The 14621-nt window shown below is 68.8% G+C and carries 15 protein-coding genes; 3 read left to right on the top strand and 12 right to left on the bottom strand.

Annotated features, from left to right (window positions below):
- Position 1 precedes the first annotated feature (1 nt).
- From YS110_06930 to moaA, 4 genes are read right to left on the bottom strand one after another with little or no spacing between them, the layout of a single operon-like run.
- Positions 2-1333 carry a molybdopterin molybdotransferase MoeA gene (locus tag YS110_06930; GenBank protein ID UJB64495.1) on the bottom strand — a complete coding sequence of 444 codons (1332 nt, stop codon included), beginning with the start codon at positions 1331-1333 and terminating at the stop codon, positions 2-4.
- 18 nt (positions 1334-1351) lie between these two features.
- Positions 1352-1873 (bottom strand): GNAT family N-acetyltransferase, encoded by a 522-nt coding sequence (locus YS110_06925; protein ID UJB64494.1) that lies wholly within the window; start codon positions 1871-1873, stop codon positions 1352-1354.
- A gap of 4 nt (positions 1874-1877) precedes the next feature.
- The gene (mobA, locus tag YS110_06920; GenBank protein UJB64493.1) at positions 1878-2522 is read right to left on the bottom strand and encodes a molybdenum cofactor guanylyltransferase MobA; all 645 of its coding nucleotides are present in this window, start codon (positions 2520-2522) and stop codon (positions 1878-1880) included.
- Positions 2523-2529: 7 nt separating this feature from the next.
- Positions 2530-3669 (bottom strand): GTP 3',8-cyclase MoaA, encoded by a 1140-nt coding sequence (gene moaA, locus YS110_06915; protein ID UJB64492.1) that lies wholly within the window; start codon positions 3667-3669, stop codon positions 2530-2532.
- A 131-nt stretch (positions 3670-3800) separates the two neighbouring features.
- On the opposite strand from moaA, the gene YS110_06910 reads away from it, so the two are divergent.
- Positions 3801-4631 (top strand): type IV pili methyl-accepting chemotaxis transducer N-terminal domain-containing protein, encoded by an 831-nt coding sequence (locus YS110_06910; protein ID UJB64491.1) that lies wholly within the window; start codon positions 3801-3803, stop codon positions 4629-4631.
- A 142-nt stretch (positions 4632-4773) separates the two neighbouring features.
- Here the strand turns inward: YS110_06910 and YS110_06905 are convergent, their stop codons facing one another.
- Both YS110_06905 and YS110_06900 read right to left on the bottom strand, forming a co-directional pair.
- Positions 4774-5688 (bottom strand): paraslipin, encoded by a 915-nt coding sequence (locus YS110_06905; protein ID UJB64490.1) that lies wholly within the window; start codon positions 5686-5688, stop codon positions 4774-4776.
- Between the two features lie 21 nt (positions 5689-5709).
- Positions 5710-6135, bottom strand: coding sequence for an NfeD family protein (locus tag YS110_06900; GenBank protein ID UJB64489.1), 426 nt, complete (start codon positions 6133-6135; stop codon positions 5710-5712).
- 138 nt (positions 6136-6273) lie between these two features.
- On the opposite strand from YS110_06900, the gene YS110_06895 reads away from it, so the two are divergent.
- Positions 6274-8646, top strand: coding sequence for an arginine/lysine/ornithine decarboxylase (locus YS110_06895; protein UJB64488.1), 2373 nt, complete (start codon positions 6274-6276; stop codon positions 8644-8646).
- Between the two features lie 7 nt (positions 8647-8653).
- On the opposite strand, the gene YS110_06890 is transcribed toward YS110_06895, so the two are convergent.
- Positions 8654-9625 (bottom strand): DNA ligase, encoded by a 972-nt coding sequence (locus YS110_06890; protein ID UJB64487.1) that lies wholly within the window; start codon positions 9623-9625, stop codon positions 8654-8656.
- 91 nt (positions 9626-9716) lie between these two features.
- Between YS110_06890 and YS110_06885 the strand changes: the two genes are divergently transcribed.
- Entirely contained in the window at positions 9717-9941 is a 225-nt protein-coding gene (locus YS110_06885; GenBank protein UJB64486.1) for a YdcH family protein, read from the top strand.
- A gap of 117 nt (positions 9942-10058) precedes the next feature.
- On the opposite strand, the gene fabI is transcribed toward YS110_06885, so the two are convergent.
- The 5 genes from fabI to ureC all read right to left on the bottom strand — a co-directional run bounded on the left by fabI (position 10059) and on the right by ureC (position 14592).
- The gene (gene fabI / locus YS110_06880; GenBank protein UJB64485.1) at positions 10059-10859 is read right to left on the bottom strand and encodes an enoyl-ACP reductase FabI; all 801 of its coding nucleotides are present in this window, start codon (positions 10857-10859) and stop codon (positions 10059-10061) included.
- A 134-nt stretch (positions 10860-10993) separates the two neighbouring features.
- The gene (ureG, locus tag YS110_06875; protein ID UJB64484.1) at positions 10994-11656 is read right to left on the bottom strand and encodes an urease accessory protein UreG; all 663 of its coding nucleotides are present in this window, start codon (positions 11654-11656) and stop codon (positions 10994-10996) included.
- Positions 11653-12408 carry an urease accessory protein UreF gene (locus tag YS110_06870; GenBank protein UJB64483.1) on the bottom strand — a complete coding sequence of 252 codons (756 nt, stop codon included), beginning with the start codon at positions 12406-12408 and terminating at the stop codon, positions 11653-11655. Before YS110_06870 ends, ureG begins: the two co-directional genes overlap by 4 nt.
- A complete protein-coding gene (ureE, locus tag YS110_06865) occupies positions 12359-12871 on the bottom strand; it encodes an urease accessory protein UreE (GenBank protein ID UJB64482.1) in 513 nt (170 codons plus the stop codon). The genes YS110_06870 and ureE overlap by 50 nt, the downstream gene beginning before the upstream one ends.
- 2 nt (positions 12872-12873) lie before the next feature.
- Positions 12874-14592 (bottom strand): urease subunit alpha, encoded by a 1719-nt coding sequence (ureC, locus tag YS110_06860; GenBank protein UJB64481.1) that lies wholly within the window; start codon positions 14590-14592, stop codon positions 12874-12876.
- Positions 14593-14621 lie beyond the last annotated feature (29 nt).

Raw genomic sequence — 14621 nt, 5'->3', positions numbered from 1 at the left:
GTCACATCGCTGCGTCGAACATCATCACGTCCACCAGGTCGCCCATGGCCACGTCGCCCTGTTCGTGGCGCAGCACGAGCAGGCCGTTGGCCCGCACCATGGAGCTGAGCATGCCCGAGCCCTGGCTGCCCGTGGTGCAGACCTGCAGGTTGCCGTCGGGCGCGGTGAAGACGATGCCGCGCGGGTATTCGGTGCGCCCCGGGCGCTTGCGGATGATCTCGCTGCTGCGCGCCTGCAGGTACGGAATGGCCTGGGGGCGCGCGCCCATCATGCGCAGCAGGGCCGGGCGCACCAGCACCAGGAAGCACACCATCGCGGCCACCGGGTTGCCGGGCAGGCCGAACAGGATGCTTTTGTTTTCATAGCTGCCAGCGCTTGGCTGGCAAGGGATGGAGGCCGTTTTTGCATCCAAGGCACGGGCGATGCGGCCCACCACCATGGGGCGCCCGGGCCGCATGGCCAGGCGCCACGACACCACGTCGCCCAGCTGCTGCAGCATGGCGCGGGTGTGGTCGGCGTCGCCGGTGCTGACGCCGCCGCTGGTGATGACGGCATCGGCCTGCGCGGCGGCGCGGGCGAAGGCGGCGGCGATCTGCGCGGGGTCGTCGGGCACGGCGCCCAGGTCGATCACCTGCGCGCCCAGGCGGGCCAGCAGGCTGGTGAGCGTGGCGCGGTTGCTGTCGTGGATGGCGCCGGGGCGCGGGGGTTCGCCAGGGCGCAGGATTTCGTCGCCGGTGGAGAAGTAGGCCACGCGCAGGCGCCGCGCCACGTCCAGCGTTTGCAGGCCCAGGCTGGCCGCCAGACCAATGGCAGCAGGCGCAAGAAGCTCTCCTTTTTGTAGCGCGATGGCGCCTTCCTGGAGGTCTTCGCCGCGCAGCCGGCGGTTGGCGCCGGGGCGCAGCACATCGGCGGCGATGGCGATGGTGCCATCCGGGCCGGGGGTGGTCAGCTCCTGCGGCACCACGGTGTCCAGCCCCGCGGGCATGACGGCGCCGGTCATGGTGCGCACGCACTCGCCCGGCCCTACCTGGCCCTGCCACGGCCGGCCCGCCAGGGCCTGGCCCACGGGGCGCAGTTGCAGGGCCTGGCCGGGCCGCAGCGCCGCGCCGTCGAAGGCGTAGCCGTCCATGGCGGAGTTGTCGTGCGGCGGCACCGACAGGGGGGAGACCAAGTCTTGCGCCAGCACGCGGCCCAGGGCTTCGTGCAGGGGCAGGGTTTCGGTGCCTTGCACGGGCTCGGCCAGGGCTTCGAGGAAGGCGGTGGCGTCGGCCACGCACAGGTCGGCGGGGTCGTAGCCCGGCAGTTCGGCGGCGATGTCGGCGAGGGTGCTCATGGGTTCTTTCGCATGCTCTCAGGGGGCGTGCAGCGGGCGGATCATATGCAGTTTGTCGTAGGCCACGCCGTCCACCAGCATGGCGCGCGGCAGCAGGCCCCAGGCGCGAAAGCCGGCGCTCTCGTACAGGCGCACGACGTGGGTGTTGCTGGCCGTGACGCTCAGGGTCAATTGCTCCAGCCCCGGCACGCGCCCTGCCACGGCCACGCAGGCGTGCAGCAGGGCCCGGCCCATGCCCTGGCGCTGGGCGTGGGGCGCCACCATCATGCCGACCAGGGTGGCGCTGTGGCGCTGCTTGGCGCGCAGTTCGCGCTCGCAGCCCATGCTGCCCACCAGGCGGCCCTCGGCATCGAACGCGCCCAGGAAGAAGGTGCCCGACAGCGGCTTGCCGAAGCGCTGCGCATAGGCCCCGGCCGGGCGCTGCACGGCGCTTTCGTAGTCGGAGAGGAAGGCCTCGGGCGCGTGGCGCAGGGCCGCGTCGCGCAGGGCCTTGTAGGCGTGCACGTCGCTGGCGTTCAGGGGGCGGATGGGGATTTGCATGGCCTCAGCCCAGGCTTTCCAGCGCCTGCAGCTCGGCGGGCGTGTTGGCGTTGCCAAAGGCGTGCGGGTCGTCCCCGGGGCGGTCGAAGGGCACGCGCACGCAGTGGTGCTGCGCGGTCCAGGCGCCGATCTTGCGGCCACCCTCGTGCGTGTAGCGCTCCAGGCTGGGGCGCAGGCCGGCGCGCAGCAGGCAGAACACTGGCTGCGGACGCAGGGGCGCGCCGGGCGTGGCGCTCTCGGGCGCGCAGGCGACGGCGATGTCGGCGCCCTCGCGCGCGGCGGCGTCGGCCAGGCGCCGGGCCAGGTCGGCGGGCAGGCGCGGGCTGTCGCACGGCACCGTGAGCAGCCAGGGCGTGGCGCAGTGCGCCAGCCCGGCCAGGAAGCCGGCCAGCGGCCCGGCGTAGCCCGCCAGCCCATCGGCCAGCACCGGGGCGTGGAAGGGCGCCGCCAGCGCCTCGTAGTCGCCCTGGTGGCGGTTGGCGCTGAGCAGCAGCGCGCCGACCTGCGGCGCCAGGCGCTGCAGCGCATGCAGCGCCAGCGGCTGGCCGCGAAACGGCTGCAGGCCCTTGTCCACGCCGCCCATGCGGCTGCCCTGGCCGCCGGCGAGAACCAGGCCGGTGATATCGGCAAGGGCGATGGGGTCAGGCATGGACTGGCTAGCCCCCGATGTAGCTCATCTCGATGCGGCGGCGCGGGCTGCCGCCGGTGTCGGGCGGCAGGCTGGCGCGCAGTTCGGAATAGCGGTCGCCGCGCGCCTGCCAGATGCCGGCGATGGCGGCGGCGATCTGGGCGTCGCTGCTGCCGTCGCGCAGCAGGCGGCGCAGGTCCCAGCCCTGGCTGGCGAACAGGCACAGGTACAGGCGGCCCTCCATCGACAGGCGCGCGCGGTTGCAATCGCCGCAGAACGCCTGGGTGACGCTGCTGATGACGCCCACTTCGCCCAGCGCCGGGTCGTGGCGCGCCTGGGCATCGGCCCAGCCCCAGCGCTGCGCGGTCTCGCCGGGCGATTCGGCGGGCAGCGGCACCAGGGGCAGCGCCTGCTGCAGGCGCGCGATGACTTCGGATGAGGGCACGACTTCGTCCATGCGCCAGCCGTTGGTGGCGCCCACGTCCATGTATTCGATGAAGCGCAGCGTGATGCCGCTGCCGCGGAAGTGGCGCGCCATGGGCACGATCTCGTGGTCGTTGGTGCCGCGCTTGACCACCATGTTGACCTTGATGCGGGAAAAGCCCGCGGCCTGCGCGGCGTCGATGCCCGCGAGCACGTCGGCCACCGGAAAGTCCACGTCGTTCATGCGCCGGAACACGGCGTCGTTCAGGCTGTCGAGGCTGATGGTCACGCGGTTCAGGCCCGCCGCCTTGAGCGTGCGTGCCTTGCGCGCCAGCAGCGAGCCGTTGGTGGTGAGGGTCAGGTCGGGCGCGCGGCCTTCCAGGGTGCGCAGCCCGGCGAGCTGTTCGACCAGGTTTTCCAGCCCCTTGCGCAGCAGCGGCTCGCCGCCTGTGAGGCGGATCTTGCGCACGCCGTGCTGCAGGAACAGGGTGGACAGGCGCGTGATCTCCTCGAAGCGCAGCAGGTCGCTGTGCGGCAGGTAGCGGTGGTGCTTGTCGAACACCTCCTTGGGCATGCAGTAGCCGCAGCGGAAATTGCAGCGGTCCGTCACGCTGATGCGCAGGTCGCGCAGGGGGCGGGCCAGGCTGTCGGCGAGGTGGCCGGAGGGCGGCAGCAGGCCCTGCGGCACGGTGGGCGCAAGCGCCGGGGTGCGCTGGTCCACGAGGGGAATGACACGTTCAGCCATGGCGGAAATTGTGCCGCATGGCCCGTGTAGGGATATTCGCCGCAGGGGGATTGCCGCGGCCCCGCTGGTGCCTGCGTGGTTGTTGACCGTCGTCAGTGTTCGCGCGCTGGCGCACTTTCAGAATGCCCGGCATGCAAAACATAGATTTCATATTCATGTCATCCCGGACTGCCAGCCGCCGCCGGGCGCTGCGCACGGTGGCCGGCGTGGCGCTGATGGCCGCCTTGCCGCTGTCGGCGCAGGCGCGCCTGGCGCTGTCCACGGCCATCAACCGCACGGCGCGCTTCCGTGCACTGTCGCAGCGCATGGCCAAGGCCTACGTGCAGTTGTTCCTGGGGGTGCTGCCGGACCGCGCGCGCGAGGTGCTGACCACGGCGCGCCAACTGGTGCATTCGGGCTTCGACGAGCTGGCCCAGCACGAGTGGCCGGCCGACGTGGCCAAGCTGCTGGCCGAGGTGCGCACCCAGTCGGGGCGGCTGGAGGCGCTGACGGCCCAGGCGCCCACCAAGGAGCTGGTGGCGCAGGTGGCGGTCCAGTCCGACCGCATGATGGATGCCGCCAATGCCGCCACGCTGGCGCTGGAAAAGCTGGCCCAGGGCGGTACGGCCAAGCTGGTGAACCTGGCCGGGCGCCAGCGCATGCTGTCGCAGCGCATGGCCAAGAACTACAACCTCCAGGCCACCGGCCTGGACAGCAAGGCCGCGCGCGATCTGCTGGGCGCCGATGCGCAGGAGTTCAAGCGCGCGCTCGACGACCTGGGCAAGGCACCGATCTCCACGTCCGCCATCCGCACCCAGCTCGACCTGGCGCAGGGGCAGTGGGTGTTCTTCGACGCGGCCTTGCAGCGCCAGACCGACAATCGCGGCCTGGAGGCCGTGGCCACGACCAGCGAGCGCCTGCTCGAGGTCATGAACCGGCTCACCGACCTGTACGAAGCAGCCCTTAAAGACGTGCTGGGCTGACTGCCAAGCCACCGCCTGCGGCCTTGAAACTGGCGCGTCCCATGCCAGCAGACGCCGCGCAAGGGCCACCCCGCCGCGCTGGCGTCGTCCCCCTTCCCGTAGCGCGCAGCGCGTAGAGAGAAGGGGGAAGCCGCGCAGCGGCTCAGGGGGTTGTGCCCATCTTCACCATCTTCATGGCCGAGCCGATGAGCGCCGATACCTCGGTCATGTTGCTTGGCACGATGAGCGTGGTGGTGGCGTCGGAGGCCACCTTGCCGTAGGCGTCCACGGCTTTTTCCGCCACCTTGAGCTGCACCGCCTGCTCGCCGCCTGGCTGGCGGATGGCGCTGGCCACGCGTTCGATGGCCTGGGCGGTGGCCTCGGCCACGGCCTTGATGGATTCGGCCTCGCCCTGGGCCTTGTTGATGACGGCCTGCTTTTCGCCCTCGGAGCGCGCGATGAAGGCCTCGCGCTCGCCGGTGGCGATGTTGATCTGCTCCTGGCGGCGGCCTTCGGAAGCGGCGATCAGCGCGCGCTTCTCGCGCTCGGCGGTGATCTGCGCCTGCATGGCGTGCAGGATTTCCTTCGGCGGGGTCAGGTCCTTGATCTCGTAGCGCAGCACCTTCACGCCCCAGTTCAGCGCGGCCTCGTCGATGGCCTGCACGACCTGGGCGTTGATGATGTCGCGTTCCTCGAAGGTCTTGTCCAGTTCCAGCTTGCCGATGACCGAGCGCAGCGAGGTTTGCGCGAGCTGGGTGACGGCCATGATGTAGTTGCTGGAGCCGTAGCTCGCGCGCATCGGGTCGGTGACCTGGAAGTACAGGATGCCGTCCACCTGCAGCTGGGTGTTGTCGCGCGTGATGCAGACCTGGCTGGGCACGTCGAGCGGGATTTCCTTCAGGCTGTGCCGGTAGGCCACGCGATCAACGAAGGGAATGATGAAGCGCAGCCCCGGCGCGAGCGTGCCCGCGTACTTGCCCAGGCGCTCCAGCACCCAGGCGTGCTGCTGCGGCACGATCTGCACCGAGCGCACGAAGGCGATGACGACGGCGATGGCGATGACGATGGCGATTTCCATGGTGTCCTTTCTGGGGAAATTTCAGATGCGATCGACGAGCAGGCGGTTGCCCACCAGTTCGGCCACGCGGTGCGCGCCCGGCACGGGCGTGGCGCCGGGGCGGTGGATGGCGGTCCACTGCGCGCCACGGTACTTCACGCTGGCCGTGCCGTCGGGCTGCCAGGCCTCGATGTGGACGGTTTCGCCCACGTCCAGGTTCACGCTGCGGTCGGCGCGCGCGGGCGGGTCGCCGGGGCGGCCGCGCCGGTAGAGGTAGGCGGCGGTGATGGTGCTGGCGCCCACGGCCGCGCCCACCAGCAGTTGCGCCGCCAGGCCCAGGCCCGCGTGCGCCGCCAGCGCTCCGGCCGCCAGGCCGAGGGTCAGCATCAGCAGATAGAACGTGCCCGTGAGCAGTTCCACGATCACTGCCGCACCTGCAGCCAGCCACCAGAGGGTGGAGTCTTCCATGTGTATGCCTCCTCAGGGTTTGTCTGTAGTTCACCACATTCTGGGCGAAAAATGCAGCGTACCCCAGGCAAGTCACGCTTATTCCTTACACTTCGCGCCTATTTCGTTTTTGAGCCCGTTGAGCCTAGGAGGCCGCGCATGAAGTTCCGTTTTCCGATCGTCATCATCGACGAGGACTACCGTTCCGAAAATACCTCGGGGCTGGGTATCCGCGCCCTGGCGCAAGCCATCGAGGCCGAGGGCTTCGAGGTGCTGGGCGTGACCAGCTACGGCGACCTGTCGCAGTTCGCGCAGCAGCAAAGCCGCGCCAGCGCGTTCATCCTGTCGATCGACGACGAGGAGTTCACGCTGGGCGCGGGGCAGGACCCGATCATCCACAGCCTGCGCAGCTTCATCGGCGAGGTGCGGCGCAAGAACGCCGACGTGCCGATCTACATCTACGGCGAGACCAAGACCGCGCGCCACCTGCCCAACGACATCCTGCGCGAGCTGCACGGCTTCATCCACATGTTCGAGGACACGCCCGAGTTCGTGGCCAAGCACATCATCCGCGAGGCCAAGAGCTACCTCGAGAGCGTGCAGCCGCCGTTCTTCAAGGCGCTGCTCGACTATGCAGAGGACGGCTCGTACTCCTGGCACTGCCCCGGCCACTCGGGCGGCGTGGCCTTCCTGAAAAGCCCGGTGGGTCAGATGTACCACCAGTTCTACGGCGAGAACATGCTGCGCGCCGACGTGTGCAACGCCGTGGAGGAACTGGGCCAACTGCTGGACCACAACGGCGCCATCGGCGAATCCGAGCGCAACGCCGCGCGCATCTTCAATGCCGACCACTGCTTCTTCGTCACCAACGGCACCAGCACGTCGAACAAGATCGTCTGGCACCACACCGTGGCGCCGGGGGACGTGGTGGTGGTGGACCGCAACTGCCACAAGTCCATCCTGCACAGCATCATCATGACGGGCGCGGTGCCGGTGTTCCTCAAGCCCACGCGCAACCACTTCGGCATCATCGGCCCGATCCCGCAAAGCGAGTTCGAGCCCGCCACCATCCAGGCCAAGATCCGCGCCAACCCGCTGCTCAAGGGCGTGGACGCGCAGCAGGTCAAGCCGCGCGTGCTGACGCTCACGCAGTCCACCTACGACGGCGTGCTCTACAACACCGAGACCATCAAGTCCATGCTCGACGGCTACGTGGACAACCTGCACTTCGACGAGGCCTGGCTGCCGCACGCGGCCTTCCACCCGTTCTACGGCAGCTACCACGCCATGGGCAAGAAGCGCGCGCGGCCGCAGCATTCGGTGGTCTATTCCACGCAGTCCATCCACAAGCTGCTCGCCGGCATCAGCCAGGCCAGCCATGTGCTGGTGCAGGACTCGCAGAGCGAGAAGCTGGACCGCCACCTGTTCAACGAGGCGTACCTGATGCACACCTCGACCAGCCCGCAGTACAGCATCATCGCCAGCTGCGACGTGGCCGCCGCCATGATGGAGCCGCCCGGCGGCACCGCGCTGGTGGAGGAAAGCATCGTCGAGGCGCTGGACTTCCGCCGCGCCATGCGCCAGGTGGCCGAGGAGTTCGGCAAGGATGACTGGTGGTTCAAGGTCTGGGGCCCCGAGGAGCTGGTGGACGAGGGCCTGGGCACGGCCGAGAGCTGGATCTTCCGCAACAAGGGCAAGAAGAAGAACGGCGCCGCCAAGTGGCATGGCTTCGGCGACCTGGCCGACGGCTTCAACATGCTCGACCCGATCAAGTCGACCATCGTCACGCCGGGCCTGAACCTGGACGGCAAGTTCGACCAGACCGGCATTCCCGCGAGCATCGTCACCAAGTACCTGGCCGAGCATGGCGTGGTGGTGGAGAAGACGGGCCTGTACAGCTTCTTCATCATGTTCACCATCGGCATCACCAAGGGCCGCTGGAACACGCTGCTGGCCGCGCTGCAGCAGTTCAAGGACGACTACGAGAAGAACCAGCCGATGTGGCGCATCCTTCCCGAGTTCTGCCAGCAGCACAAGCGCTACGAGCGCATGGGCCTGCGCGACCTGTGCCAGCACGTGCACCAGCTCTACGCGAAGTACGACATCGCGCGCCTGACGACCGAGATGTACCTCTCGGACCTCACGCCCGCGATGAAGCCCAGCGACGCCTACGCCCACATCGCCCAGCGCAAGACCGAGCGCGTGGAGATCGACGCGCTGGAAGGCCGCATCACCACCAGCCTGATCACGCCGTACCCGCCGGGCATTCCGCTGCTGATTCCGGGCGAGGTGTTCAACAAGAAGATCGTGGACTACCTGAAGTTCGCGCGCGAGTTCGCCAAGCTGTGCCCGGGCTTCGAGACCGACATCCACGGCCTGGTGGAGATCGAGGACGACGAAGGCAACGTGCGCTACTACGCCGACTGCGTGGCCGAGCCGGGCCACCCCGCCAAGGCCGGCAAGACTGCCAAGGCCACCAAGGGGCGGCTGGTGCAGGTGGGGGACGACGGACCGTTCGGCCGCACCCTTTGATGCTCCTCTATTGAGAGCTGCCAGCGCTTGATGGACGGGCGCTGGAGGCTGATTTGGCTTCAAATCCTGGCGCAGGCGGCGCATCCGCCCGCACGCGCCAGAAGCGCGCGAAGCGCGGCAGGCCGCTGGCGTGGGTGCCGTTGTAGCGGTAGGTCACTACGCTGCCGATGGGCGGCGGCGTGCGGCGCAGCCCATCGGGCAGGCCGCTGCCCAGGCGAAAGCGCTGGCCGCCGGGCATCTGCACCAGCAGCGCGCCGGTCTGGCCCGCGTACTTGCCCCGGCCCGGGAGATGGCCCACGACCCGGGCCTCCGCGTCCTCGAAGGACTTGAGCTTGAGCAGGTCGTCGCTGCGCCCGCCCCGGTAGGGCGCGTCGTCCCGGCGCAGCATCAGCCCTTCGGCGCCGGCCTTCTCGTGCGTGCGCAACTGCTGCATCAGCACGCCATGGCTGGCCACGCGCCACTGCGGCACGGCCTGCACCCAGGGCCGGTCCAGCGCGGCGACGGTGTGCCGCAGGGGCGGCAGGCGCTCGCCGAAGCCGCCCGGCTGGCCGGGCAGATCGAACACCATGTAGCGCAGCGCGCGCCACGGCGCATCCTGCGGCGCGGCCTGGGCCACGGCGGCCTGGACCTGCTCGAACCGCCCGCGCCCGGCCCAGAGTTCGCCGTCCATCGGCACGCTGGGCCAGCCGGCGGTGAACCATGCGGGCGCGCGGATCGGCAGGCCCTGGCGCGAGAGCAGTTCATGGCCCGTCCAGAGCGCGCGCACGCCGTCGTACTTCTCGCTGACCCAGTAGGCGGTCACGTCGATGCCGGGCCGGTAGACCTGCGCCAGCGTGGGCGCGGGCGCCGCGGCACCGCTCCCGGCGTGCCAGCAGGCTATCAAGAACCATAGCGCCCAGCGCAGGGTGGGCGGGCATTTGCGGCCAAAAAGATGCATGAACGGCATAGGCCCTCCTGGGGCTGCACGGATGTGGTGCATGACCTATGTCATTTCTTGTGCTGAGCAAAGCAGTAGGGATCATGCAGATTCGTAAAATAGCGTGACACAACCCTTACTTCAAGGAGAGCCGATGTTTCCCGAATACCGCGACCTGATCACCAAGCTCAAGGGCAATGACGCCCATTTCACGCGCTTGTTCGACAAGCACAACGAGATGGACCAGCAGATCAAGAACATGGAGTCCCGCATCGTCCAGGCGACGGCGCTGGAGATTGAAACGCTGAAGAAGGAAAAGCTCCATCTCAAGGACCAGCTCTACGCCCACCTGCGGCAGGCGGAAGCCGCGCAAGCCTGAGCCGGCTTGGGCCGAAAGCAAACCGGGAGCCTCCCGGTTTTTTTGCGTTCGCTGAATGCCAAAAGCCCCGTGCGCCATGCCAGGCGACGGGGCTTTTTGCCGGGGGGCGGGGCGGTTTTACACCTGGTCCGCGCTCAGGCCGGCGGTCTGGCTGAAGCCGCCGTCCACGTAGGTGATCTCGGCCGTCACGCCGCTGGCCAGGTCCGACAGCAGGAAGGCGGCCACGTTGCCCACGTCCTCGATGGTCACGTTGCGGCGCAGCGGCGCGGCGTCGGCCACGCGGCCCAGCAGCTTGCCGAAGTCCTTGATGCCGCTGGCCGCCAGGGTCTTGATGGGGCCGGCGCTGATGCCGTTGGCGCGGATGGCGCGGCCATCGGCGGTGCGGCCCACGGCTTCGGCCAGGTAGCGCACGCTGGCCTCCAGGCTGGCCTTGGCCAGGCCCATGGTGTTGTAGTTGGGGATGGAGCGCAGCGCGCCCAGGTAGCTCAGCGTGAGCAGCGACGACTTGTCGTTCAGGTACGGCAGGGCGGCCTTGGCCATGGCCGGGAAGCTGTAGGCGCTGATGTCGTGCGCCACGCGGAAGCCCTCGCGGGAGAGGCCTTCGAGGAAGTTGCCCGCGATGGCCTCGCGCGGCGCGAAGCCGATGCTGTGCACGAAGCCGTCGAAGGTGCCCCAGGCCTCGCCCAGGCCCTTGAACATGGCCTCGATCTGCGCGTCATCGGCCACGTCGCAGTCGAAAACCAGCCTGGAATCGAATTCGGCGGCGAATTCGGTGATGCGGTCCTTGAAGCGCTCGCCCACGTAGCTGAAGGCCAGTTCGGCACCCTGCTGGTGGCAGGCCCTGGCGATGCCGTAGGCGATGGAACGGTTGGACAGCACGCCCGTGATGAGCAGCTTCTTGCCGGCGAGGAAACCCATTGTTTTTCTCCTGAACGCTGTGCGCTGGTGACTGAGGGACACGCGCCGCGCGCAATGCCCCGCCAGCTGGCGCCGGAGCCCGCGCAGGGCGGTGGAAAAAGGTGCCCGATGATAGTCGAAGCAGGGGACGCAGCTCAGGCCGCCAGCATGCCCCGTGCTTCGATGAAGCGCACCACCTCGTCGAGTCCGCTGAGGGTCTTCAGGTTGGTCATGACCCAGGGGCGGCGCTGCGCGTCGGGGCGCATGCGCGCGGTGTCGGCCTTCATCACTTCCAGGTCCGCGCCCACGTGGGGCGCGAGGTCGGTCTTGTTGATGACGAACAGGTCGCTCTTGGTGATGCCGGGGCCGCCCTTGCGCGGGATCTTCTCGCCCGCGGCCACGTCGATGACGTAGATGGTGAGGTCGCTCAGCTCGGGGCTGAAGGTGGCGGCCAGGTTGTCGCCGCCGCTTTCGACGAAGACGATGTCGGCATTCGGGTGCTCGCCCAGCATGCGGTCGATGGCTTCGAGGTTGATGGAGCAGTCCTCGCGGATGGCCGTATGGGGGCAGCCGCCCGTTTCCACGCCCAGGATGCGCTCGGGCGGCAGCGCGCCGCTGATGGTGAGCAGGCGCTGGTCTTCCTTGGTGTAGATGTCGTTGGTGATGGCGATGAGGTCGTAGTCGTCGCGCATGGCCTTGCAGAGCATCTCCAGCAGCGTGGTCTTGCCCGAGCCCACGGGGCCGCCGATGCCCACGCGCAGCGGGGGCAGGAGCTTGGTGCGGTTCGGGATGTGGTGCAGGGTGTTGGTGGTCGTCATGATCGGAAAAGGCGTGAGTACTGGGTTTCGTGCCGGGCCGAGAGGATGGCCAGCATGGGGGAGAAGGCCTGACGCTCGCCGTCCGCCAACTGGACGGCGTGGTCGGCGGCTACCGGGATGGCCTGCGCCAGCCGGGCCAGGATGCGCTGGCCCGCGCTCTGGCCGAGCTGCATGGACTTGAGCGCGGCCTGCACCATGTTCTCGGCCCAGCCGAAGGCGTAGGCCAGCAGCACGTCGCGCGCCGGGGCCTGGGTGGCGGACGCGGCGAGCGCAAAGGCGACGGGGTACGTGGGCGGCAGCGCGGCCAGGAACTGCACGGCGCGCAGGCGTTCGTAATCACCATCGTTATGGCCCTGGTGCTGGTTGCGCAGCCAGTCGGCCAGCGAGCGGCCCATTTGCTCGGCCTGCAAGCGCAGCTCGCTGGTCTCGCGGGTGCGTAGCACCCATTCGTTCAATGCGCGGGCGCGTTCATGGTCGTCGCTGCGCCATGCGTGCAGCGCCTGGGCCACCACGGCCATGTCGCCGCGTGCCTGGGCGATGTACAACTGGTCGAGCAGCCAGTCGGCCACGGCGGCTTCGCTGCCGATGCCCGCGTATTCGATGGCGGACTCCAGCCCCTCGGAATACGAGAAGCCGCCCACGGGCAGCGCGGGCGAGGCCAGCCAGATGAGCTGCAACAGGCTCGCGGCGGGCAGGGCGCCGTCAGTGGGCGTGGTGGTGGCCGTGGTGGTCATGGTCGTGCCCGTGGCCATGGTGGTGCCCTGTCGCGTAGGCGCCGCCCTCGGGCTCGAAGGGCAGGTTTTGCGCCGTCACGGTGAGGTGCATGGCGCGCAGCATGCCGGCCAGCACGTGGTCGGGTTCGATCTTGAGGTGGCCGGGCTGCAGCTCGATGGGCACGTGGCGGTTGCCCAGGTGGTAGGCGGCGCGCGTCAGGTCGAAGGGCGTGCCGTGTTGCGCGCAGGCGGTGATGACCAGCACCGGCTGCGGCGCAGCCAGCACGCGCACCAGTGCGCCGTCTTCCGTCACCAGCACGTCGCCGCCGCGCACCAGCGTGCCGCGCAGCAGGAACACGCCGAGTTCGCGGCCCGTGGAGTCGGTGGCGGCAAAGCGGCTTTTCTGGCGCACGTCCCAGTCGAGTTCGAGGATGGCGGCGCGCTTCAGCAGCACGGGCGCGAGGCCCCGGCCCTGGGGAATGAGCTTGTTGGCGGTGCGCATGGTCAGAACAAAAAGTAGCGCTGCGCCATCGGCAGCACCGTGGCGGGCTCGCAGGTGAGCAGTTGCCCGTCAGCGCGCACGGTGTAGGTCTGCGCGTCGATTTCCATACGCGGCGTGTAGGCGTTGTGAACCATGTCGCGCTTGCGCACGCCGCGCACGTTGCGCACGGCGCAGAGCTGCTTGGCCAGGCCGAAGCGCTCGCCAATGCCCGCAGCCAGCCCCGCCTGCGAGACGAAGGTGAGCGAGGTCTTGGCAATCGCCCCGCCGAACGCGCCGAACATGGGCCGGTAGTGCACCGGCTGCGGCGTGGGGATGGACGCATTGGGGTCGCCCATGGCGGCCAGGGCGATGAAGCCGCCCTTGAGCACCAGCGCGGGCTTGATGCCGAAGAAGGCGGGCTTCCAGATGACGAGGTCGGCCCACTTACCCACTTCCACCGAGCCGACTTCGTGGCTGATGCCGTGGGCGATGGCGGGGTTGATGGTGTACTTGGCGACGTAGCGCTTGATGCGCGTGTTGTCGTTGCGCGCGCTGTCGCCTTGCAGGCTGCCGCGCTGCACCTTCATCTTGTGCGCGGTCTGCCAGGTGCGCAGGATGACTTCGCCCACGCGGCCCATGGCCTGGCTGTCGCTGCTCATCATGCTGATGGCGCCCAGGTCGTGCAGGATGTCCTCGGCGGCGATGGTCTCCTTGCGGATGCGGCTTTCGGCGAAGGCCAGGTCTTCGGCGATGGAGGCGTCCAGGTGGTGGCAGACCATGAGCATGTCCACATGCTCGTCCAGCGTGTTGCGCGTGTAGGGCATGGTGGGGTTGGTGGAGCTGGGCAAAAAGTTTTCTTCGCCCACCACGCGCAAGATGTCCGGCGCGTGGCCGCCCCCCGCGCCCTCGGTGTGGAAGGCGCAGATGCCGCGCCCGCCGACTGCGGCGATGGTGTTTTCGACAAAGCCGCTTTCGTTGAGCGTGTCGCTGTGGATCGCCACCTGCGTGTCGGTTTCTTCGGCCACGTCCAGGCAATTGCTGATGGCGCTGGGCGTGGTGCCCCAGTCCTCGTGCAGCTTGAGGCCGATGGCCCCGGCGTCGATCTGCTCGCGCAGCGCGCCGGGCAGGCTGGCGTTGCCCTTGCCGAGAAAGCCCAGGTTCATGGGGAAGGCGTCCGCCGCTTGCAGCATGCGTTCCATGTTCCAGGGGCCGGACGTGCAGGTGGTGGCCAGCGTGCCTGTGGCCGGGCCGGTGCCGCCGCCGAGCATGGTGGTGATGCCGCTGGCAAGGGCCTCTTCGACCTGCTGCGGGCAGATGAAGTGGATGTGGCTGTCGATGCCGCCCGCGGTGACGATGTTGCCCTCGCAACTGATGACCTCGGTGCCGGGGCCGATGATGATGTCCACGCCGGGCTGCACGTCGGGGTTGCCTGCCTTGCCGATCGCCGCGATGCGGCCATCCTTGAGGCCGATGTCGGCCTTGACGATGCCGGTGTGGTCGATGATGAGCGCGTTGGTCAGCACCGTGTCCACAGCGCCTTCCGCGCGGGTGCGCTGGCTTTGCGCCATGCCGTCGCGGATGGTCTTGCCGCCGCCGAACTTCACCTCTTCGCCATAGCTGCCTGCGCGCAATGTGTGGTCGGCTTCGACTTCCAGCACGAGGTTGGTGTCCGCCAGCCGCAGGCGGTCGCCCACGGTGGGGCCGAACATCTCGGCGTAGGCGCGTCGGGCGATGGTGGCCATTGTGATTCCTATGGTTTTGATAGCTGCTG

Origin of the sequence: Acidovorax sp. YS12, assembly GCA_021496925.1 — a bacterium.
Taxonomy (GTDB): Bacteria; Pseudomonadota; Gammaproteobacteria; order Burkholderiales; family Burkholderiaceae_C; genus Paenacidovorax.
Note: the sequence above shows the minus strand (reverse complement) of the source record. Positions and strands in the feature narration are given on the sequence as shown.

What these genes read in the sequence shown, in the direction of transcription:
- YS110_06930 (UJB64495.1), bottom strand. Translation starts at nt 1,333, where the DNA reads ATGAGCACCCTCGCCGACATCGCCGCCGAACTGCCGGGCTACGACCCC.
- YS110_06925 (UJB64494.1), bottom strand. Translation starts at nt 1,873, where the DNA reads ATGCAAATCCCCATCCGCCCCCTGAACGCCAGCGACGTGCACGCCTAC.
- mobA (UJB64493.1), bottom strand. Translation starts at nt 2,522, where the DNA reads ATGCCTGACCCCATCGCCCTTGCCGATATCACCGGCCTGGTTCTCGCC.
- moaA (UJB64492.1), bottom strand. Translation starts at nt 3,669, where the DNA reads ATGGCTGAACGTGTCATTCCCCTCGTGGACCAGCGCACCCCGGCGCTT.
- YS110_06910 (UJB64491.1), top strand. Translation starts at nt 3,801, where the DNA reads ATGCAAAACATAGATTTCATATTCATGTCATCCCGGACTGCCAGCCGC.
- YS110_06905 (UJB64490.1), bottom strand. Translation starts at nt 5,688, where the DNA reads ATGGAAATCGCCATCGTCATCGCCATCGCCGTCGTCATCGCCTTCGTG.
- YS110_06900 (UJB64489.1), bottom strand. Translation starts at nt 6,135, where the DNA reads ATGGAAGACTCCACCCTCTGGTGGCTGGCTGCAGGTGCGGCAGTGATC.
- YS110_06895 (UJB64488.1), top strand. Translation starts at nt 6,274, where the DNA reads ATGAAGTTCCGTTTTCCGATCGTCATCATCGACGAGGACTACCGTTCC.
- YS110_06890 (UJB64487.1), bottom strand. Translation starts at nt 9,625, where the DNA reads ATGCACCACATCCGTGCAGCCCCAGGAGGGCCTATGCCGTTCATGCAT.
- YS110_06885 (UJB64486.1), top strand. Translation starts at nt 9,717, where the DNA reads ATGTTTCCCGAATACCGCGACCTGATCACCAAGCTCAAGGGCAATGAC.
- fabI (UJB64485.1), bottom strand. Translation starts at nt 10,859, where the DNA reads ATGGGTTTCCTCGCCGGCAAGAAGCTGCTCATCACGGGCGTGCTGTCC.
- ureG (UJB64484.1), bottom strand. Translation starts at nt 11,656, where the DNA reads ATGACGACCACCAACACCCTGCACCACATCCCGAACCGCACCAAGCTC.
- YS110_06870 (UJB64483.1), bottom strand. Translation starts at nt 12,408, where the DNA reads ATGGCCACGGGCACGACCATGACCACCACGGCCACCACCACGCCCACT.
- ureE (UJB64482.1), bottom strand. Translation starts at nt 12,871, where the DNA reads ATGCGCACCGCCAACAAGCTCATTCCCCAGGGCCGGGGCCTCGCGCCC.
- ureC (UJB64481.1), bottom strand. Translation starts at nt 14,592, where the DNA reads ATGGCCACCATCGCCCGACGCGCCTACGCCGAGATGTTCGGCCCCACC.